Consider the following 20,467-nt stretch of genomic DNA (forward strand, 5'->3'; position numbering starts at 1 on the left):
GGACGAGGATAGAATTACTATTCGGAAAATGGTAGTTTATCGAACCTTATTCAGCAAAGGAAACCTTTGTAAACAGAGTTCAAGAGGATTATCCAATTGCGTTAAGGCTATTGTGGCCACCCTGCCAGGTAATGGTGAGCTGGATGGGGGCGGTGCCGTCAGCGGCCAAGGCGTCGAGGCGAAGCTGGCGGGCGAGTTTCATTTACTTATTGTAAATACGGAAAAAACCCATAACGACCATTATTCGGGTTCTTTGTAAAAATATTGTAGTGTACAGGGGCTTTAGATTCGAAATGAGGTATCTTATTTTCAATAACAATGACTTGCTCATTGCTGAAAACCTCGGCTATTATACGCAAAACACTGGCTTGGACTTCCTGAGGCAGTAATTTGTCATCAGTAGTCTGCTCAGGGTTTTGCCGTGTTGTGAGTGGAGAGTCAAGGACTATACAATTACTGTGAGGTATCTGCGACACCTTGCAATGCATCAAAAGTCCCAACAAGAAAGCTGAGTAAGTAATAGCCCGCGTTCCTTTACCCGAGTTTGTGCGGGGTTCTCCTCCCAAAACTATATCGAGAACTTTAGGGGATTGGTCAAATGTAATAGGTGGGGAAAATTCTATTTTCCATTCTGTCAGCAAGTATTCTACTTGCTGACAAAAGGAGGCTATTGCCATTGGTGCAAGAGACCTATCCAGCTTGGTGGCCTTTTCACCAGAAGTAATTGACAAGCTGTCTTCTAAATCCCGAAACTGCTCAAGCCTTCTGACCAATAGCTCTCTTTCAAAAGCTTGCGTCCGCTTTTCAGCGAATGACGATAACTGATAGCGTAATGACTCGATTTCTGGAACAATGCCTTGTGCAATACGATTATCAATTTCTTGATACTGAGCTGAAATAGTGTTGCTTTCAGTGGATAATTCTTCCTGCTGAGTAGAAATATTACCTAAGGCTAGCTCTAGTTCAGAAAGTTGTCTTCTGATGTTTGCTGCTTCCTGCTGGCAGGCTTGTTGAACTAGTTCATTGGATAAGGAGTCTCTTTCGCAGACTGCCCTGCGATGGTCGCTTCCTAGAGGTGTAGCGCAGAAAGGGCAGGCGATGTAATGTAAGTCGTCGAAAAGAAAAAGTCCTTCAGAGATAAATTCTAGACGCTGGACATCAGAATAATAATGCTCTTTAAGGGTGTCAAACCGAATCCTTATTTCTGAAAGTGTAAGCGCTTTCGTTTCTATGTCCGAAGCTCGATTTAATAGGGTTCTGCGTTCGCTATCAAGAGTGTTTAGCATTGATAACGCCCGGTTCAATCTGATATTGGTTTGACCTATTTCATTTTCAACATCTGCTGACTCGAGTTCAAGTAATGCAGCTAGTTCATCTTCGAGACGTTTGATAAGGGTTGAAATCATCTTCAACTCTCCATTACGTCCCGCTGATACTACTTCTTTTTTAAGCTTTTTAACAGGTTCGGCAGCACCAATCCCGGTAAGGAGCAGATTGAAAAGCGAAGCTGCTTTCGTTGAATTTGCAAAACCTTTTACCGTGAGCGGGCTATTCTTTTCGATAATACCTACTTCATCAGCTAATAGTAAGGGGCGAAGTGTATGAAACGAAAATTTCTCCGTTATTCCTTCCTCGTTCTTGGGTAGATGGGTTGCCTCCCCAAAACCGCACAACTGGAGCAGAAAAGAGGATATGGTATGTGGATGTTTCTTGCTTGGCTCTTTTTGCTTTAATAAAGTAGATTTTAGCTCTGAAATAGCTTGATAAGCCCCTCTAAAAAGCAAGGTGTCTGTATCCTCAAACTTTCGTTTAAGAGTGTACTGCATCGTAGGGAAAGCGAGTAGTTCTAAGTAAGCTTCTGTATAGCCTTTAGATTGAGCTATTTCTCTGGGCTTATTGCTACTCCCGAGTAAAAAGGCGATGCATTCAAATACCCAACTCTTACCAGTGTCTGTAGGGCCAGTAATAATATTCAGGCCAGGTCCGAAATCTAGAGAGGCTGGTGCCATATTTTCACCTGTGACAACCAATTTTGTAATTCTAAATCCCAACATCGCCTTATGGAGTAATCTTGTTTCGTGCGTTGCTCATCTGCTGCATTTCGCTACCCCAGACAGAGATATTCGAAAGCATTAGCTTAGACATGCTTTCTAGCGAGGTTTGACCAAACCTTTCAACCAGCCATCGTGCGCGTGATTTTAGCGCTTTAGAATAGCTGGAACTTAAATGGTCAGTGAATGGAATCGTCAGGTCAGAAGCGAAATAAACGATACCTTCGCTCGAAAACTCTTTGGTAACTAGCTCTTTTGCTGCAAACATCAAAAGTCCTTTTTCCAAATTTGTTTTGTGTGCAAGCCACTCTCCTGTTCGATATGGCACAGCTGCATGCAGGCTCTCCGGCCCGCCTTCTATGTCAGCAGAGTGTACAAGGATATAATCTAAAAAAAGAAGCCTTTGAAGGTCTGTTTTCAGCGGTCGTAATGCGCCTAGTATATACAGAGCCCGTAAGCCTAGCTCAAGTGGCTGATTAAATGGCCTCGGAATATTATTTGGAGGTGCTAGAGATTTGATTTGTTCCATAGTAGCTAAAAATCCAAGATGTTATCCGACCGTTATTTGCTAAATGATGACAAATGCCAATTCTATCGTTGGCAGATACTTCATTTTGAAGCAAGCTATGGTTAATGGGTAGCAGAGATGCCGTCTGAGTGACGTTTAGTAGGCGCTCAAAAGCATTTGCGTGGCTTCGAGTATAAGTCGGCTTAATCCCAGCCTCAAACTGAGTAAGTAAACTGTCAAAAGCAGTTTCTATATAGTTGTCTCTACTGAATTCTTTTAGGGCTTCTGCGGAATAGAAATCAATTCTGGTTTGCGCGAGATGGTCTTTGAAATGCGGAAAAGAATCCAAATCAGTCTGCGTGTATCCTGCTTTGTTACACGCATCTCCATAGGCTTCGAGTGCTAGCTTTATATAGATTGATTCTCTTGTCTCGTCAATTTCCGCAGGAGGCTGTAGAACTGGCCTCTCTTTTTCCGTTACTATACCAAAAACGTGTGCATGATACTTTGTGGTCTGGTGTTGCTTGATAAATTCCCCTGGAGGAACACTTTCGACAATGGAAAAATCGAAGGCTTCAACGTACTTTTTGAAATCGCCTGATAATATTTCTGGTATATGTTTACCAGCGCCTTTGATGCCCTTTCCCTCCCACCGTTGCAAAAGTTCTTTACGAAGTCTATGCGGAGCATCAATGAGTTCTGATAGTGATGAGCCGACACCTTTGGATGTCATAAGTACATACCTATTTGGTATGTTGATTTCTCCCGTGTAAGTGTAGTGACAAAGCTTCGCTAATTCTTCCCAAAACTCTCCCGGCGTTAACTTATCTCCATAGTACTTACACTGATAGGTGTCATAGCGGCGATTTGGAGTGCCGGGTGGGTCTATCCAAGCCACAACATCACGTCCTTTATCATTAGCTCCCCCACGGCATTCTACCAAATCGTATCGGCTGCGCAAGTATTCATCAGCCCACTGAAGAACAAAGGTTTCAAATTTCTTACTATCAAATGTTGACAGTCGTTCTTCAGGTGTCATGAAATCTCCGATTGCAGCGCTGCCCAACAACCGAGTTCTATTGCCATTAGGCCAAGCCTGTGGTTGGGGAAGTACTGTTAGCGACGACATCAGAGGTATTGTAAGCTGGGCCAACGGATTGATTGATTAAGGATTTGTACAGCTAGCTAAAACGATAAGCTCATTGATTGATGGCTCCGTCCTACGAGTAGATGAGCAGGCGGTGAGCATTTAGCTCGGCCTAGTCACTACTTCCTCGCAGCAGCACCAGCATCTCCTCTTTGGCCGCCACCAGTGTCTGTCGCAAGGTAACTCCCGCGTGCGCGCCTCGCAGCCGGCCCGGCACGGGCGCAGCCGCTGCACCGGCTTCAGGTGCACGGTTTGGGTGTTACCCGGGCCCGTTTGATGGACAAGGCCGGGTTAAGATGTTCGGCGAGCGGATACGCATTGAATTTCGGCGCAAACCCGGCGCACCTAGCCAAAAGTAGCGGAAAGCACGACAATTCTAACATGTCATGGGCACGCCATTAGAAACCCAACGCCTTCGCGGAGTTGTGTTCGCGTGCGTTGTCGAGGCGGGCGTGACGGCGAATCACAGCGCTCGTCTTGTGCTTGGTCTGGTTCAGATTTTATGCTGTCATCCGCGCCACTCGGTTTGGCCGTGGTAACGAAAAGAGGCACGAAAGGCGGAGTTGTATAGCCGGAGCCCAGCCCGTATTAAACCACAACCACTTGACATGATTGATAATCTAGCCCTTGCTGGATAGCCCAACCCCAGCAAACATGCTTCTATGCCTTCTCATCATGTCGGCTCAGGATGGACACCTTCGAGGTTGTAGAACATGCTAACCATGTTTACTGGGGTAGGGGAGCAGAACTGCGATTTTACATGTTGTAAACGAGCGTTTATAGGCTGTTATAATCCTAATTCTTTAGCGGCATTGTGTTGCTGCACGTTGTCCAAACGAGTGTAGCGGCGAATCATCGCACTAGTCTTATGCTTGGTCTGATTCATGATTTTGCTGTCATCGGCCCCGTTGAGCTTGGCCACCGTGACAAAGGAAGCCCGCAATGAGTGAGCTGTATAACCCGGCCCTAGGTAGCGCTGCACCAACGTATTGATGGTCTGGTCCGACAGGCGGTTCGTGGTGAGTCGGTTGCCCTTGCGCAACATCACGAATACGGGACCTTCACTGCGTTCCAGTTGCTCCAGCCAAGCTTTTAAGGAGCGAATAGGGCAGACGGCTGGCTCAGGGGAGTAGAAAATGGCCTTTTCCTCGTAGTCACCCAGCTGGTTAGTTTTGCTCTTGCCTAGCGACACGACGAGGCACTCTTCGGTAAAGCGCAAGTCCTGCACATTGAGCGCCGTCAGCTCGGAGCGGCGAAATGCCCCCGTAAACCCGAGCAGCAGAATGGCCCGGTCTCGCAGCCCGGTCAGTGTCTTCACATCCAGGCTGCGAACCAGTTGTTTGAGCTGCACCAGCGAAAACGCCGGTGCCTGCTTTTGTCGCACGCCGTGCACCCGGCGCACGCCGTCCATGAAAATCTTAAACTGCTTGTCATCCGTCGGCGAGTCAACGCCCCGGACGGCGTGGGCCTTGCTGATGGCCGCGCAGTGCTGTTCCAGGGTGCCGACCTTTTTGCCCGTTTCGGCCAGGTGGGTACAAAAGCCAACCAGGGCATCGACGGGTGCTGGCAATGCTAAGAAGCCATGTTCGGTGCACCAGGCACTGAAGCGCTTCAGGTGGGCCGCGTAGGACCGGGCCGTGTTGGGCGCGCCGGTCAGTCCGGCCTCGACGTAGCGGGCGGCCGCGCCGGTGTGGTGCGCCAACCCGTGACCCACGGGATTCACAGTGAGTGCGACGTCGTTTTCCATGCAGTCTATATATAAGGTATACTTGCCCGGTTTTGGGTTGGGCAAGCAAGATAGTAGATAGGTAGCGATAAAACTTACTAATCGATACCTATTGTCTGGCGAGCAAAGCTGATGTGCTTAGTGACCTTTAGGTATCATAAGTAAGAATTATGATACCTAACCAGTCGAAAAGCTCCCGTGACTTAAAACGTACTTATGCGCTGGTCGAAGCCCGAACCTCGGGGCAAAGTGACGAGCAACAACTACTCCTTATAAAGAGGAGTTGGCGCGCTGGCTGTGCTGCTGCTCGAAGGCCCAGTCCTCGGGCGACAAGATGGATTGCATAAATTCCCCGTAGCCCACGTCGCGCCGCTCCAGCGCGTGCCGGCGCAGGGCCAGACTGGTTTTACAGCCTTCAAACCCTTCCTTGTCCATGGCCCGGCGCATCCGTTCGGGTAAGCCTTCGAGCCAGTCCTGGTAGTCGGCCACCGTGACTTCTCCGGCGGCCAGCTGTTGGTAACGGTAAGTCGCGTTGCCCAAGCGAAACAGCCGGGCCATTTCGGCCCGCTGGCTTTCGGGTAGCTGCTGCAAGGCCTGCAGTTGGGCCTGATGATTTTTGTCGAGCGGGTGGCGCGGCTGGAGCAGTTCTTCCATGTTATTCAGCCAGCTCTTGGTTGGCCAGACAATATAATGCGCGGCTGTCTTCGTACAGTAGCCCCGTCCGCTTGCAGGGGTTAAACCGGGGTTATTCCCACGCATCTTCTGCCAGACGTTGCCGCAGGAAACGTGCACTGACGAGCGTAGCTGCTGGCTGCCGGGCTGGAGCAGCACTAAGCAAGTAAAGCCATCCGCACCGATTGGCAGATTCTGCACCCTGCGGTGATGCAGATGGAGCACCCGGATGCTATCAATTTTGCCGGTTATAAAGCACAACAGCTGCCTGTTTTGACCGTATTGGCTAGCTTTGCCTGCCAAACCGATAGCTGAGTATGCTAGCCCAGAAATCCTACGCTTTGCATAGCTGCCCCTCGTCAGCGGTTCTTTTTGCGGACTGGCTGCGCTGGGCTCACCGGCAGCCGCTGCCCATCCAGCAGCGGCCCGCCCTGTTTGTCGGCTCTCTCGGGTAACGCTCCCTACTTTCTGAAATCGGTACTCTGCTGGACCTTTAAGCGGTCGGCGGTACTGATAAGCTGATTCCTGCCCGGCCGCGTGCTGCGGCTGCAGGCGGGGCGTTTCCCATCCTTTTCGTTGACATTTTCTATGGCCGCGAGTCCTTATCGCCGCTTTTCCAGCATTTGCCCTACCGTGCAGAAGCTGGTCATTCGGCTCATCCAAGAAGAATTCACCCCCTTACTATCTCTTTCCGCTGACGTTTCCGAGGCTGCCTGGGCCCGCGCCGTGGCACTGGCCGACCCCACATTTCTCTACTGCACCGCTGCCGAGCCCGCCATTCGCATCTGCCCGGAGTCCTACCAGCAGCTGCAGGCCGTGCTGCAACGCGAGCTGACCAGGGCGTAGTAGAATGCTCCGCCCCATAAGAAAAGCCCGGCCAGGAATCTGGTCGGGCTTTCTCTTTGGTCTAGTAAGGCGTGAGGTGAACAAGTAGCTGCGTACAGCTTGCTTCCCTACTGCCCAATCACGTACACCGGCACGGCCTGAGCATCGGCGCCGCGACCGGTTTCTTTCTTCACTTCCCGTCCGTCGAGCAGGATGGCGGCCGTGATTTCGGACGCGGCCGTGCCTCCGTCGAGGCTGGCCAGCAAGCTGAGGTGGTCGCCCTGCTTCATCGTGCGCTTGAAGCGGTAGGTAGCCGGCAGCGGCACGTTGCTCAGGGTAGTTGTGCCGCCGCTCTCGTTATCGTAGCTGATGTAGTCGGATAGATGGGCGGTGGTGGAGGAAATGCGGTATTCCACCTGGTATTCCTTGGTGCCGGTGGGCGTCGCGCCGTCTTTGGAGCAGCCGGCCGTGGCCAGGGTGAGGCCGCTCAGCAGCAGATAAGTCAGTCGTTTCATAGGTCAGAAAAACAGGGTTAGCGAAAGTGGTACCGCAGGCCGGCGCTGGTATGGCCCGGCCATTGGTCGATAAGCGGGTTGTTGAACAAGTAGCCTTTGGTTGCAGTGGCCACGAGCGAGAGCCGGTTGCCCAGGAAGCAGTCGACTTCCGCCCCGGCCTGCGGGCCGTAGGTGAAGCGCTGCGGCGCCTTGGCGTCGGTCGCCAGCTCGGCGGTGCCGTTCTCCCCGGTGCGCTCATAGCCGGCGCCGGCACCCAGCAGCAGGTGCACGTAGGCTATTTCGCCCAGTCGGAAAAGCTGCGGGGCGAGCAGTACCCGGCCCACATAGCTGGAGTATTCGCCGCGGCCGTTCAGGGTGCCGGATTCGCGCAGCCCGCTGGCGCGCAGGGCCAGGCGGTTGGTGAGCATGCTGGTGTAGCTCAGCTCGTAGAAGTCGCCCTTCTCGGAGCGGCCCAGGTGGGCGCCCCAGCTGGAAATGTGTTGGACGTGGCGCTGGGCGGAGGCCGGCACGGCGCCGGCCCCCGCCAGCAGCAGGGCCACTAGCAGTAGGTTCTTCATAAGGGGTTAGTTGCGGGGACGGGCCCGGTCCGCTTTGATAAGGGCGTTTTGCACCAGAATGTCGGAATAGACCATTTCGGCCGCCTGCCGGGAGGGGCCGGGCTGGGAGGCTTCGGCCAGCAGCCGGTCGGCTTCCTGGCGCAGCTGCATGGCCTTAATCATGTTGTCGTTCGAAGTATTCAAGGCCACCATTCGCTCGCCTTCGGTCATGGCGTAGCGGCCGGGGTTCTTGAGCGTGGCATTCATCTCGATGCTCTGCTGAGTCATCTCGTCGGCAATCTTGTAGTAGCCGAAGGCCGTGGCAATCTTCTTTTTCTGCATCATCTCCTCGTAGGCAAACGTGGAGACGGCCGCTTCTTCGCGCTTCTGCTGGTACTGCTGGGAGCTCATGCGGTTGTTGCCCGCCGTGGCGCCCGAGCCGAAGCGGGAAAACACGTCGTACACCGTATTCAGGTCCTGCTGGGGGTTATTGAGTTGCAGGGCCTGGCGCAGGCGCTCGGCCTTCTGAAACACGGGCATGTACTGGTTGCTCTGCCCCCGGCCCGACATGGCCAGGGCGCGGGCAAACAGCTCCTGCGGGTTGGAGAGGCGCAGGTCCTGAATGCTCTGCACCTTGCGCAGGTCGGCCTGCACTTGGCGCTGCAGCTGGAGGGTCTCATCGGTGATGTTCTTGACCTCCCCGGTAATGTCCTTGGTGACGCCCGCAATCTGCCTGGCATCCTTGATGACCTGGTAGTTTTTGACTGTTTCGGTCCACTGCGCGAGGCGCTTGGCAAACTCCCCAATCTGCACGCCCATGTGCAGCGGGTCATTCACCACCATCTGGGCCTTTGACTCAGCAGCGGTAGCCAGCGTCAGTGCCAGGGCCACGAGGGCCGGCAAAAGCATCTTTTTCATCGTCTTATCCGGTTAAGTGAAAGGAAAGGATTAGCGCGCCGCGGCTTCCGGGCCCAGCCGGCCGGCGGCCGCCGTGGTAATCAGGATGGGGTAGCCATCGGGCAGCAGCACGTCGCGCAGCTTGGTGCGGGTTTTGGGGCGGGCGAGCACCGAGGCGGCCACCCGGCCGCCCACGCCCACCACCGAGTTAGCGGCTGAAGCCGAGCGGTCGATGGCCGTGCTGATTTCCTGGGTGGTCTGCTGCTGCAGCTCGTTGCCGGCCATGCCGGCTTCCCGGGCCACGCGCTTCACCGGGTCAATCATGATGCCCGGCATGTAGTTGAAGTCGTAGATGTCGGCCTGCACCCGCGTCGGGCCCAGGCGGTTGACTTCCAGCGTCACGTTGTTGGTGCCCACGGTGGCCACGCCGGCAAAAACCATGTTCTTGGGGAAGGTGACCCCGGAAACCACGGCATCCTCCAGCAGGCGCAGGATGACCACCGAGCCGGTGCGCACCTTCTGCTCGCCGTTGATGACGCACTTGAAAAACACGTCCGGGGCCAACTGCTGCTCGCGCTGGCTGCCCTGGGCCATCATGCGGGTAGCGCCCGCCACCTTCACCGTATTGAAGCCATCCATGCCGGGGGCATTCATCCGGTTGGCCAGCAGTTGCGCGGTCTGGTTGGGGTCGCGGTAGCGCTTGCCGGTCATGCGCTCGTAGGCGGCGCGGGTTTCGGGCGGCGAGGAGCCCAGCATGGCCAGTACGTCCGGGTCGGTTTCAAACGGGGTGCCGTCCACGTCGCGGGTGGGCATCAGGCTGCGCCCGCTTCGGCTAGTAACCGGCCGGGGTCGGCCTCCGCCACTGGCGGTGAGGCGCCGGCGCGGCACCACCAGGGTCTGCGCCCGGTAGGAGCCCGTGGCAGGGTCCTGAATCGTGGTTTCAATCGTGTCCACGTCGGCCGCGGCCAGGCGGGCGGCTTCGGTGCGGCGGGCTGCCGCTTGGGCGGCCGCCTGCGCCCGGCGCCGCTTGCGCAGGGCCAGGCCGGTGGTGTCGACCGCAAACACGTCCACGACATCTTGGTCCGTGGCCCGGACCGGGGCGCTCTGGGCATCCTGCTCGGCGCGGCGCTGGGCTTCAATCTGGGCCGAAGGGGAAGTGGTCGGCGCCGGGGGCGCGTTTTCCACCGAGGGGATTTCGGGCTCGATGTTGGCCGAGGCCGCGGCTACCGGCTCGCGCTGCTGCTGGGCGGCTTCCTTGGCCGATTTCAGCCACAGAAACAGGCCGCCGATGACGAGCACCAGCAGCAGGCCGGCGAAGGCCATCCAGTTCGCGCGCAGTATTTCCGTGGGGGTGCGTTTAACGGGCGCGACCGCCGGGGCCGGCTGCTCGCTTTCCGGGCGGGCAACCGGGGCGGCTGGTTGGGTAGGGGGAGTGATGGGTTCCATAGAGATAGCGGGCAGCATTAGATGGTAGCGGCGCGGTTAATCACGCGGGACGGCACGGGCAGCACCAGCACCCGGGCGCCGTTGAGCTCCCGCAGGGTCACTTCCAGGTAGCCGCGCTCGGTGGCCGCGTACAGGGGAATGGCGTAGGTCAGGTAGCCGGTGGTGCGCCCGGTAATCACCTGGTTGGGTCCGCCGCCGGAGGGAGCCAGCGGGCGCCGGGCCTCGTTCTTTTTGCGGGCCAGAAACTTCTTCTGCGCGTTTTCCACCAGCTGGAAGTCGGTGAAGTCCACGTTGTAGTCGATGTTGGTCTTGTTGATGACCTTGAAGCGCAGGTAGGTAAAATCCTTGTCGTTGCGCACGTTGGCCAGCGAAAGCACCAGGTCGTTGTCGACCACGGCCACGGCCTGGTGCTCTTCGCGGACTTTGCGCAGCTGCTGGAGCTTGCCCTCGACGACGGCTTTCTTTTCCCGCTCCTTGTCCAGGGCCAGCTCGTTTTCCGGGGCCGCGCCCGTGGAGGAGGCGTTTTTGCCGTTGATGCTCAGCGTGCCGTCCTTTTGAAAGTCGTAGAGCTGCAGCACCGGGCGGTTCACGTACACGAGCCGGCCCATCCAGTACTTCGAGCCGTAGCGGATGAGGATGGGCGTGGGCGGGGCGTGCTTGCGCCTGGCGCGCACAAACACGGCGTTGGCCTCAATCTTGACCAGGTAGTTGTTGGCCATGCCCACGTCGACCAGCGACACCGGCCCGCCAAAGACCAGGTAGGTGGTGGAAGAGTCGGACACGGCCACGTCCAGCAGGTTATCGCTGGCCACCACGGCCGTGGCCGGGGAAGTGGCGGCGCCCTGCGCGGCACTTGGCGTAGTTTGGAAAAGGAGTGTGAGCAGCCCCAACAGGGCCGGAAGGGTGTGAAGACGCATGAGTGAGAAGGATAAAGGGTTACTTAGCCGGGGTAGTGGGGGCCGGAGTCGCGGCGGGGGCCGTCGGGGCCGTGGGTGGGCCGGCCGGAGCCAGGCCGCGCTCGGCTTCCTGCAGGCGGCGCTGGCGGTCGGCTTCCTGGGACTGCAGCAACTCCTGCTCTTCCCGCGTCAGCTGCGGGGTGTAGGGGATGTAGTCGAAATTGGTGATGAGCAGCCCGTAGGGGTTGGCATCCGAGCGGTTGGTTTCCACCAGATTGAACTTGGCGGCCAGCGGCAGCGGCTCCTTCTGCTGGCCCCCAATGAAAATGCGCTGCTTGATGTAGACCGCGCCGGACCAGGGCCGCTTGCTCATGTCTACCAGCACACTGTCCACAGTCACCACGTTGCGGGCGGCGTAGCGCTCGTAGTTCTGCAGCACCTGCCCGCGGGTGAAGCCCTCGTAGATGCGCCGGCCACCCCGGCCCTCAATCAGGGGCAGGGCCGCGTCCAGGTTGGCCTTGTAGGTGTATTGGTCGTGGCCGAACATGGTTTGCATGAACTGGCGCACCAGGTTGCGGGCCTCGTAGGGCGTGTGGGCGTCGTTGCCGGCCGAGAGGGCCGCCACCGAGCCGGTTTGCGAGACGACGTACACGCGCCGGCCGCTGTTTTCGTAGGCCCGGTACACGAGAAAGCCCGAGGCCAGGGCCACGAGCAGCAGGGCCAGCACGCTGCCCAGCGCCAGGTTGCGCATGGTGGAAAAGGAGGTACTTAAGTCTTTGGCGGAATCCATTGATTGAGAGTCTGGTTGTGGTAAATGGTGCGTTTTCTTCCCACGGCCCTTACTGGCTGATGGGCAGCAGCACCTTTTTGAAGGAGTCATCGAACCCGCCGGCGCGGCCGCGGTACGGGTACACGACCAGGGCGGGCTGCTTCTGCTCGTTCTGGCCCAGGTAGGCGTAGAGCGTGCCGCGCACGGTCAGCGGCTTGCGGGGCGCAATCGGCGTGACCGAGTATCGCTCCCGGCCCGGGACATTCAGGTTGAGGCCGCCGACGCGAAAGGAGGCCAGGGTGTCGCGGCCGTTGGGTGAGTACAGCGGCAGCGAGGCCGGTACCTGCTGGCGGCCAAAGCCCTGGGGTATCCACTGCAACACGGCCTCGTAGGAAATGCGGTAGCCGGGCGCGGCTTTCACGCCGTCGGCCCGGTCCGGGTCTGCCTGCCACATAGCCGGCAGCCGTAGCTGCATGGGCTCGGCTTGCAGCACCTTGGCGGAAACGACCTGCAGGTAGCCCTCGCGGGGAGTTTGCTCGGCTACGCCGGGCTTGAGGTCCACGGCCGTGATGGGCAGGTGGGCCGGCCGGGCAGTAGTGGGCGGAGTAGTGGGCCGGGTGGCGGCCGGCGCGTCCGGGGTGGTAGCGGCTTCCGGCGTCGGGTTGGACTGGCAGGCCGCGGTCAGGCCCAGGGTAAAGCCGGCTACGATGAATGAGGGAAGATTCTTCATGGATAGGAAGTCAGAAGGATGGGTTATTTGGTCCAGATGCCCGAGGCCCGCTGGCGATAAGACGGGTTCAGCGCTTCCGACATGGTGATGGTGGGCAGGCCCGAGGAAGCCGAGGACGCGGCTGATTCGCCCGCCTCGCTGCTAGCACCGGTACCACCGCCCCCACCAGTGCCGTGGCTTCCCCCTCCCCCGCGGCTGCCGCCGTTGCCCAGGGCGCGGCCCACGGCACTTGACAGGCCCCCGCCACCGGGCGAGACCACGCCGGCCGCAGCCGTCGCGGCGCCCACGGCCGAGCCGACCATGGAGCCCACGAAGCCCTGCACCGCCGAGGAGCCGATGAACATCGAGGTGAGGTAGGGCACCATCACGTAGAGCAGCACGAAGGCCACGGACATGACCATGAACTTCTCGTCGTCCACCGACTGCTGCGGGCCATTGGTGAGCCCGCCGAACAGGCCGTTGGGGGCCTGCGCCGTCTCGGCGTAAAAGCCGTAGATGGTGTCGAGCAGCACGAACGTGAGGCCCCAGAGCTGCACGGCCAGGAAGTTCTGCAGCCACTTCATGGCCAGCTGCCCAAAGGCCGGAATCACTGACAGCGTCATGGCAATCGGCCCGCACACGTACAGAAAGCCCAGGATGAACTGCTGGATAAACTGCATGATGTGGCGGATGATGAGCACCGCCGTGGCCGTAAACAGGCGGGTCAGGATGCCCGAGAGCGTGAACGAGCTCAGCGTCTGCGAAATGCTGGTCATCAGCGAGCTGGCACCCGCCACGATGTCGCCGATGCCCATGGAGTCGTTGCGGGCCGCGGCGGCCACCGAGGCCGGCGTGGTCAGGTCGCGGATGGCTTCGGCGGCCGACTTGTCGGTGGAGAACATGGCCGTAAAGGCCGCCAGCCCCGCCCCCAGCGTGTCCATCAGCGTCTGGTAGAAGAAGAGCAGGAAGAATATCCAGGTGGCCTTGATAATCGGCCCCCAGTCCATGGCCAGGCCGCTGCCGGAGATGAAGCCCCGCCCGATGGTGTAGAGCAGGGCAATGCCCATCAGGCTGGGCGTGATGAAGCGGCAGGCGGTGAGCACGACCTGCAGGGTCTGGTCGCAGGCCCGCAGAAAGCCCGGGTCGATGCCGTAGGCGACCATCGCGAGCATACTCCCCAGCATACTCATGGTGCCAGGGCCCCCTTCCGGGCCTGTTTATCTTCCACAAACTGGTCCACGGCGTAGTCCAGGCGCTGCACCCGCACGGGCTCGTACTCCATCTGCCCCTCGTCGTTGAGCAGCACGTGGCCGTTTTTGTCGGTCCGGGGCCGCTGCTGGGTTTGCTGGTAGAACTTCACCAGCTTGTTGAGGTGGTTGCGCTCCACGGGCTTGGAGGTCAGGATGGCATCGAGCTGCGGCGAGGCTTCCAGGGCGAAGACCTTGCCCTTGGCGCCCTGCTTGATGAAAAACTCCCGCAGGGCCTCGGTGGAGCGCACCGACTTAATCAAATCCATCTCGTGGCCGGTCAGGCCCAGCGGGGCCTGCAGCTGGGTGAGCGAGTCAGGGTTGACGTGGCGCAGGATAATCTTGGTGGCCGAGTTGTTGATGATAGCCGGCCCGATTTTGCTGCTGGTAATCTCGGTAATGCCCTGGGTGATGATGGTCACCGAGCCGTTGGTTTTGCGGATGGTGCGGTACATCGACTCGATGAATTCTGACAGCACGCCCGAGAGCATGGTCCAGGCCTCGTCCAGGGCGATGTACTTGATGTCGTCGGGGAACCTGCGGAACAAATCCAGACTCAGCTCGGTGATGAGCATGGCCACCACCGGGTAGAGGTCGGGGTCGGCCTGCACCTTGGCCAGGTCGAAGCAAATGAGCCGGTACTCGCTCAAGTCCACGTCGCGCTGGGCGTTGAGCACCCGCTCGTAGCGGCCGCCGGTGATGTACTGGCCCAGCACCAGGAAGAACTGGTGCATGTCGATGTACTTCAGGTTTTTCTGGTACTGCCGGCGGGCCCCATCCAGCGGGTCCGGCTCCACCCCGTCGCCGGGCTGCGCCACCGGTTTCTGCATTTCCTGGTCGTATTGCTCGACAAAGCGGTAGAAGCTTTCCATGCCGGGAAACTCCTCGTCCTTCTGGTTCAGGCGCGGGCTCTCGTTGAGGCAGGCGTAGTACTCAATCAGAAAGCGCGAGAGTATGGTGCGCTCCGACTTGTCCAGCGCCGTGTCCTTGCCGCCCTTCCAGAGCGCGGCGAGCAGGGCCAGGTGGAAGTTGGTTTTTTCGTCGTTGTAGAGCCACTTGCCCGCGGCGTCGCGCGGGACCACGAAAGGGTTGAACTCGATGGGGCGCTGCGGGTCGTACTCGAAGTAGGTGTTGTCGAAGTCCTCGCCGTTGAGCGACTGCAGCACGTTGCGGTAGGTGCCGCCCACGTCCATGATAATCTGGCGGGCGCCCTTCTCGAAGCGCTGCACAATCAGGTTACCGAAGGTGTAGCTCTTGCCCGAGCCCGAGGGGCCGATGACAATGGCGTTCTGGTTGTCCAGGGCGGTGTTGAACAGGTTTACCTGCACCAGGTTGCGGAACCGGTCGGTCAGGAACTCCCCTACCGGGTCGGTTCGGTAGGTGGCCGTCCAGTGGGTGTAGCAGGCGCCGCGGTCGGCGGTGCTGGTCAGCCAGCGGTCCGGCACCTGCCAGGCGTTGCCGGGCAGCAGGCCGAAAAACACCGGCAAAGCCAGGTAGCTTTCGACCACGCTTTCCGTGCCGAACATGTAGCGAAAGGCGGCCGTGGCCCGCTCCACGTTCTCGCGCCGGCTGGTGTCGTTGGTGTCCCAGAGCACGCACGAGAGGTGCAGGCCCACAATCTGCTTGTTCTCGGCCCGCACCTCGGCCGTGAACTCCTCTACTTCGGCCGCGCGCAGGTGGTTGTCCTGGGTGGCCAGAAACGAGAGGGAGGCATTAAGCTTGCGGTCGGTATCGAGCGAGCTGAGCTCGGCGCGGGTATCCTGAATGAGCAGGGCCTGGGTAAGCACGTGCGGGCACTGCAGGATGTGGGTGAGCGGGTAGAGCATTGGCGCCGTCACCCCGTACCCGTTGCGCACGGCCGGGTAGGCATCCGAGCCCTGCCCCACCATCGACAGCACGTTCACTTTGTGCTCGCCCACGCTGAAGGTGCCTAGGTCGTTGCCGATTTCGCGCTCCTGCCGGGTGGGCTGGCCGTCGAAGTTCAGGTTGAAGTACTGCAGGTAGAGCTGGTGAATCTCCGCGCTTTGCAGCCGCTCGAACGTCACACCGCCCAGGTTCTTGATGCCCTGAATGAATTCCACGGCACCGCTTTCCGCGGCTTCGAGCGTGTGCACGAGCTGGGCAAAGGGGTTCTTGAGCACGGCCTCGCCGGCGCGGGCCACCAGCGCATTCACCGCGTTGGTCTTGGGCGACTTGACGGCCGCCGGCGCGAACGAGAGGAACAGGTAGGACTTTTGGAACAGCACCAGCCGTTCGAAGAAGTGCTTGTTCATCTTGTTCTCGAAGTAGGTCTGCTGGGTTTTGTCTTCGCGGTAGGGCCGGTCGTAGTAGATGTCGGTTTTCTGGACGATGGTGCCCACCGGCAGCGGGCGCAGCACGCCCACCAGCGCGGTCTGGAAGGCCTCGTAGTCGTCCGAGGTCCAGCTTTCCATTTCGGCGGGCTCCACGCGGAAGCCCACCGCGACGCGGCCGTCTTTGAAGACCACCTTGTCGCCCTCGAAGCTGTGCACGGGCATCACGGCGTTAAACGCGGCCGTTTTGGGCTTTTTGGTCATTGCGGGAAGGGGTGGGAATGGGCCCCACCGCCAAGCGGCGGGGCTGGATGAAGGTGAAGGAGAGCCAGCCCATCAAAAAGCCGGGCGCCTGCCGCTTGCTCAGGTAGCGCAGGCCCAGAATCAGGCCCAGCTCCACCAGGATGACGAGCAGGTACACCAGGCGGGGAATCTTGACGGCCATGCCCAGGAAGCCGAGCAGCAGCACGGAGCCGATGAACAGGCCCACCATGATGCCCAGGTCCTGAATGTTCATGCCCAGCACCTGCGCGGGCCGCTCGATGGATTTGTAGGAGCGCATGGCCGTTAGCGTACGCCTCCGTCCCCGCCGCCCACGGCGCTGACCAAATCGTCCTTGAAGAGCTGGAAGCCGAACCACAGAATCACGCCGCCGACCAGCCAGCCCAGGGAGCCCAGCGCATCGGGGGCGCCCTGCACGAACTTCATAACCACGCGAATCAGGCCCACGATGAGCACAATGGCGAAAATGACCTGCACGATGCTCACCACGGTTTCCTGCACGCCTTCGAGCGCGGCCGCGGCGCCCCCGCCGCCGCGCTGGGCGCGGGCCGGGCTGGTGGCCAGGGCCAGGGCGGTCAGCAGGGCGGCCGCGCGCTGCTCGGCTTTGGAAGGCTGATAAGTCTGGCCGGCCGCGGCCAGCGTGTGCAGGGTTTCATTGGCCGTTGCGGCGTGGGTACGAGCTCGGGAAAGCAAATTGGTTATCATAGAAAGGGGTAATTGGTGAAAACAGGGTGCTTATCTCCCCGAGAAGCAGGTGTGGCAGTCAGGAAGGTTGGGCCGTGGGGATGGGGCTGCCGGCGCCGGGAAACAGGCCGCTCAGAGCGGCGCGCTGGGCCGAAGCATCGGTACTCATGCGGGCCCGCCGCTGCTGGCGCAGGGCGATTTCGGCGGCGCGGTTGGCCTGGTCGTTGGGCGTGGGTGCCGGTGCGGTGATAGGGTTGTGGAAGAGGGCTTCCGCCGGCTCCTCATCAGCTTCCGGTAAGGGCTCAGGGGTTGGCGCAGGCGCCGCTGCATCTTCCTGGGCATCCAGCAGGGAGGCCAGGGCGCCGGCCGCGTGGCGAATGGAGGCCGGACGGGGCGCTTCTTCAGCTGGCGCTTCGGGGCCGACTTCAGCTGGGTCCTCAATAGCAGGCTGTGGACTCGCGGCAGGGAGTGCTGCTTGCTCTTCCTCGGCAGCGTGCGCGGGCTCCGGGGCAGGCAGGTCTTCCCGGGGAAGGAGCCGGGCCAGGGCCTCCCCGACTTCGGTGGCAGCTGCTGCTTTCCCGGCCGGCTTGGCGGTGGCGGCAGTGCCGTAGTGGAAGGAGCGCAGGGAATGATGGTTGTGGGTGGCCAGCACGGCAACCGGAGCGGCCGGCTTGCCGCTGCCCTTGAAGCGCCACCACAGCAGCGCGGCCAGGGCACCCAGGGCCAGTATCACCACCAATAAGAGTATTCCGGAACGCATACCGGCCCCTTACGGCAAGAAGCGCAACAGTGTTAGCAAAAAGTTAGTGAAAACTTAAAAAACACTTGGTCGTATGAAGCGGCTACCAGCGAAGCAGCATCCTGCGATTTCCTCTTCGGATTCGTGGGGAGGTAGAAGATTTGAGTTTTTCCCCGATGGCGTTGCGGCTTCTAAGCCCGATATGCGTCCTTTGGGGTATTGCTCCGATACTTCACCCCCACTGCCCCCGCAGTGTGCCCTTCTTCGCATGGTACCTTCTGACCACCTATCCGCCCCGTTGGGCTTTCCTGACCTTAGCCTGTCCGCGCCCTACAGTGAGTGCCTGCGCTACGTGCAGTTCCGTCTCAAAGCCCTTGCCCAGGGTGATTTAACCTCCTTTTGTGCCCAGCATGGCCTGACTTATACCAACGTCGTCAACCTGAAGAACGGCAAGCTCAAGCGCGACGAGCCCCGGCTGGTGCAGCGCGTGCTGCGCGCCCTGGCCCTGCCCACGGAAATCGTGCGCATCGACATTGGCAGCGGCGCCAACCAGTACGTGTTCGGCAGCGCCGAGCTCCTGGCCCAGTTCCGCGAGCAGCTGGCCTTCTTCGACGCGGCCGCGCAGCGGGCCGGTAGCCCGCCGCCGACAACCTAACCCCGGATAGCTTTCCTGCTCGGGCCCGCTTGGGGTGCGGGGAGGAGTCGGAGCTGTCCGGCTCCACTCCCCCAGCCCACCCCATGAACGCACCCCGGGAAAACGACCCCACCGAGCTCGACCGCTTCAAGCGCGACATTGACCTGGTTGACTACGCCCAGCGCCAGGGCTACACCATCAAGAAGGAAAGCCGGCGCGGCGACTGGCACCACCTGGTCAAGGATGACGAGCACGTCATCGTCACCCGCAAGGGCGACCACCAGGTGTACCTGAATACCGGCGACGACCGCGACGCGGGCTCCATCATCGACTTTGCCAAGACCAGGGGCGGCGACGGCCACGGCCTCAATCTGGGCCAGGTGCGCCAGCAGCTGCGCGAGTATCTGGACGGCGCCCCGGCCCCGGCCCGCCAGTATGCGACTCAGTACGCCACCCCGCCCGACACCGCGCAGCTGAGCAGCCTGCCCGTGGGCGACCCGGAGGAGGCGGCCCGGCAGGCCGAGGAAGAGCGCCGCACCCGCCTGATTGCCGAGGTGCTGGGCGTCAAAAAGGAGCTTACCGACCGCAGCTACCTGCACGGGCGCGGCATTACCGATGCGACGCTCGACAGCCCGGCTTTCCAGGGGCGCATCTTCACGGCGCAGCAGAACGAGCACAGGAACACGGCCTTCCCGCTCTATAATGAGAACGGACTGGCCAGCGTCGAGCAGAAGAACGAGCACTACAAAAGCCTGCTGCCGCTGCCTAAAAACGGCATCTGGGTGTCCCACCCCACCGACGGCAAGGACACCCCGGTGGAGCGGGTGGTGCTGAGCGAGTCGGCCATTGACTCGCTTTCGCACTTCCAACTCAAGCACGGGCAGGACCCCAAAAACACGCTCTACATCGCCACCAGCGGCACGCCCACCGAGGCGCAGGTGGCGCTCATTCAGCGGGTGATTGACAAGCAGGAGCCGAAAGAGGTGGTGCTAGCCAATGACCGTGACGCCGGCGGCCGGCAGTTCAACATCAATTACCTCAATGAGTTGCAGCCGGCCCGCCCCTTCGCGCCAGTGGGCGAGCAGGATGCTTACAAGGAGCCCACCCGGCCCATCGAGTGGCACGCCACTTCCGACAAGTACCACGTTAGTCTGAAAGTGAGCTTCCACCACGACACGCCCAAGCAGGGCGACCAGCAGGTGCAGCAGCTCAGCGAGCGGGTCGCTAAAATCAACAGCACCCAGGAAGCGGGTCCTTCCCTGGCCGCTGAGGTGACGCGCAGCACGGACCGCCTGACGGTCGTGCGAATGAGCGTGGCGCGCGCCGATGTCATGCAGCTGGAAGTAGTAGCCCAGGAGCTTTACCGGCAACGGGAGCAGCTGCGGCCGTTGGCGGAACGCCAGCCGGGAATCTTTCTACGGGTGGATTATCCACTGGCCAAAGACTTCAGCAAAGAGCTGGAGTACACCAACCATGGCCTGAATGCCGAGCAGATTAGGGCCGCCGCCCAGCGCGAAGAGCAGCAGCGCGAATCGGAGCGCCAGCAGCGGCTGGCCGAGGCCCAGCGCCAGGAAAAAGAACAGCGGGAAGCCGAGCGCCAAGCCCGGCGCGAGCGGGAAAGCAGCCCGGAAGCGCAGCAGGAGCGGGCGCAGGCTGACCAGCGGTTTACGCAGGCGGTGGTGGGCGCCGCCACCGAGGAAAACCGGCCAACCCGCTCCTACCGCAGCGAGCAGGAGGCAGCGGAGCACACCGCGCAGTTCGTGCACGCCCGGGACGCCGGCCTGGTACTGCTGAAAGAGTACATCCACGACAATCCCCCGCCGGCGGGCCTGAAAGTCGATGAAGCCGAGCGGGAAGAGCTGCGTGCCCGCGCCCGCCACGCCGAGGCCGCCG

General features: G+C 59.9%; 20 protein-coding genes. 3 read left to right on the forward strand and 17 right to left on the reverse strand.

The window, feature by feature from the left end:
• Nucleotides 1-206: 206 nt before the first annotated feature.
• From H9I52_RS20955 to H9I52_RS20975, 5 genes are all read right to left on the reverse strand, one after another.
• The gene (locus H9I52_RS20955; RefSeq protein ID WP_187455468.1) at nt 207-2,054 is read right to left on the reverse strand and encodes an AAA family ATPase; all 1,848 of its coding nucleotides are present in this window, start codon (nt 2,052-2,054) and stop codon (nt 207-209) included.
• A gap of 4 nt (nt 2,055-2,058) precedes the next feature.
• Nucleotides 2,059-2,580 carry an ABC-three component system middle component 2 gene (locus H9I52_RS20960; RefSeq protein ID WP_187455469.1) on the reverse strand — a complete coding sequence of 174 codons (522 nt, stop codon included), beginning with the start codon at nt 2,578-2,580 and terminating at the stop codon, nt 2,059-2,061.
• Complete coding sequence (locus tag H9I52_RS20965) at nt 2,546-3,598, reverse strand: ABC-three component system protein (protein ID WP_187455470.1); 1,053 nt, start codon at nt 3,596-3,598, stop codon at nt 2,546-2,548. Before H9I52_RS20965 ends, H9I52_RS20960 begins: the two co-directional genes overlap by 35 nt.
• Before the next feature lie 895 nt (nt 3,599-4,493).
• On the reverse strand, nt 4,494-5,453 hold the full coding sequence (locus tag H9I52_RS20970; RefSeq protein WP_187455471.1) for a site-specific integrase: 960 nt from the start codon (nt 5,451-5,453) through the stop codon (nt 4,494-4,496).
• Between the two features lie 249 nt (nt 5,454-5,702).
• Complete coding sequence (locus tag H9I52_RS20975) at nt 5,703-6,086, reverse strand: hypothetical protein (RefSeq protein WP_187455472.1); 384 nt, start codon at nt 6,084-6,086, stop codon at nt 5,703-5,705.
• Nucleotides 6,087-6,692: 606 nt separating this feature from the next.
• On the opposite strand from H9I52_RS20975, the gene H9I52_RS20980 reads away from it, so the two are divergent.
• Nucleotides 6,693-6,950 (forward strand): hypothetical protein, encoded by a 258-nt coding sequence (locus H9I52_RS20980; RefSeq protein WP_187455473.1) that lies wholly within the window; start codon nt 6,693-6,695, stop codon nt 6,948-6,950.
• Nucleotides 6,951-7,057: 107 nt separating this feature from the next.
• On the opposite strand, the gene H9I52_RS20985 is transcribed toward H9I52_RS20980, so the two are convergent.
• The 12 genes from H9I52_RS20985 to H9I52_RS21040 are packed head-to-tail and all read right to left on the reverse strand — an operon-like array spanning nt 7,058 to nt 17,961.
• A complete protein-coding gene (locus H9I52_RS20985; RefSeq protein WP_187455474.1) occupies nt 7,058-7,444 on the reverse strand; it encodes a hypothetical protein in 387 nt (128 codons plus the stop codon).
• Nucleotides 7,445-7,461: 17 nt separating this feature from the next.
• Nucleotides 7,462-8,001 carry a hypothetical protein gene (locus H9I52_RS20990; RefSeq protein WP_187455475.1) on the reverse strand — a complete coding sequence of 180 codons (540 nt, stop codon included), beginning with the start codon at nt 7,999-8,001 and terminating at the stop codon, nt 7,462-7,464.
• Nucleotides 8,002-8,007: 6 nt separating this feature from the next.
• Complete coding sequence (locus H9I52_RS20995) at nt 8,008-8,898, reverse strand: hypothetical protein (protein ID WP_187455476.1); 891 nt, start codon at nt 8,896-8,898, stop codon at nt 8,008-8,010.
• A 30-nt stretch (nt 8,899-8,928) separates the two neighbouring features.
• Complete coding sequence (gene traM / locus H9I52_RS21000) at nt 8,929-10,323, reverse strand: conjugative transposon protein TraM (protein WP_187455477.1); 1,395 nt, start codon at nt 10,321-10,323, stop codon at nt 8,929-8,931.
• A gap of 17 nt (nt 10,324-10,340) precedes the next feature.
• Nucleotides 10,341-11,240 carry a DUF4138 domain-containing protein gene (locus H9I52_RS21005; RefSeq protein ID WP_187455478.1) on the reverse strand — a complete coding sequence of 300 codons (900 nt, stop codon included), beginning with the start codon at nt 11,238-11,240 and terminating at the stop codon, nt 10,341-10,343.
• 19 nt (nt 11,241-11,259) lie between these two features.
• A complete protein-coding gene (locus H9I52_RS21010) occupies nt 11,260-12,009 on the reverse strand; it encodes a conjugal transfer protein TraK (protein ID WP_187455479.1) in 750 nt (249 codons plus the stop codon).
• Nucleotides 12,010-12,058: 49 nt separating this feature from the next.
• Nucleotides 12,059-12,718 (reverse strand): hypothetical protein, encoded by a 660-nt coding sequence (locus tag H9I52_RS21015; RefSeq protein WP_187455480.1) that lies wholly within the window; start codon nt 12,716-12,718, stop codon nt 12,059-12,061.
• 23 nt (nt 12,719-12,741) lie between these two features.
• Nucleotides 12,742-13,887: a conjugal transfer protein TraG N-terminal domain-containing protein gene (locus tag H9I52_RS21020; RefSeq protein ID WP_187455481.1), complete on the reverse strand. Its 1,146-nt coding sequence runs from the start codon at nt 13,885-13,887 to the stop codon at nt 12,742-12,744.
• Nucleotides 13,884-16,499, reverse strand: coding sequence for a type IV secretion system protein VirB4 (locus tag H9I52_RS21025; protein WP_187455482.1), 2,616 nt, complete (start codon nt 16,497-16,499; stop codon nt 13,884-13,886). Before H9I52_RS21025 ends, H9I52_RS21020 begins: the two co-directional genes overlap by 4 nt.
• Nucleotides 16,468-16,797: a hypothetical protein gene (locus H9I52_RS21030; RefSeq protein WP_187455483.1), complete on the reverse strand. Its 330-nt coding sequence runs from the start codon at nt 16,795-16,797 to the stop codon at nt 16,468-16,470. Before H9I52_RS21030 ends, H9I52_RS21025 begins: the two co-directional genes overlap by 32 nt.
• A gap of 5 nt (nt 16,798-16,802) precedes the next feature.
• Nucleotides 16,803-17,222: a hypothetical protein gene (locus H9I52_RS21035; protein WP_187455484.1), complete on the reverse strand. Its 420-nt coding sequence runs from the start codon at nt 17,220-17,222 to the stop codon at nt 16,803-16,805.
• A gap of 58 nt (nt 17,223-17,280) precedes the next feature.
• Nucleotides 17,281-17,961, reverse strand: a complete 681-nt coding sequence (locus tag H9I52_RS21040; protein ID WP_187455485.1) for a hypothetical protein — start codon at nt 17,959-17,961, stop codon at nt 17,281-17,283.
• Nucleotides 17,962-18,208: 247 nt separating this feature from the next.
• Here H9I52_RS21040 and H9I52_RS21045 point away from each other — a divergent pair, with 247 nt between their 5' ends.
• Nucleotides 18,209-18,595, forward strand: a complete 387-nt coding sequence (locus H9I52_RS21045) for a hypothetical protein (protein WP_187455486.1) — start codon at nt 18,209-18,211, stop codon at nt 18,593-18,595.
• An 83-nt stretch (nt 18,596-18,678) separates the two neighbouring features.
• The coding region (locus tag H9I52_RS21050; RefSeq protein WP_187455487.1) for a toprim domain-containing protein at nt 18,679-20,467 on the forward strand (1,789 nt) is incomplete at its 3' end.

The organism is Hymenobacter sp. BT491 (assembly GCF_014349165.1).
GTDB classification, from domain to species: Bacteria; Bacteroidota; Bacteroidia; order Cytophagales; family Hymenobacteraceae; genus Hymenobacter; species Hymenobacter jejuensis.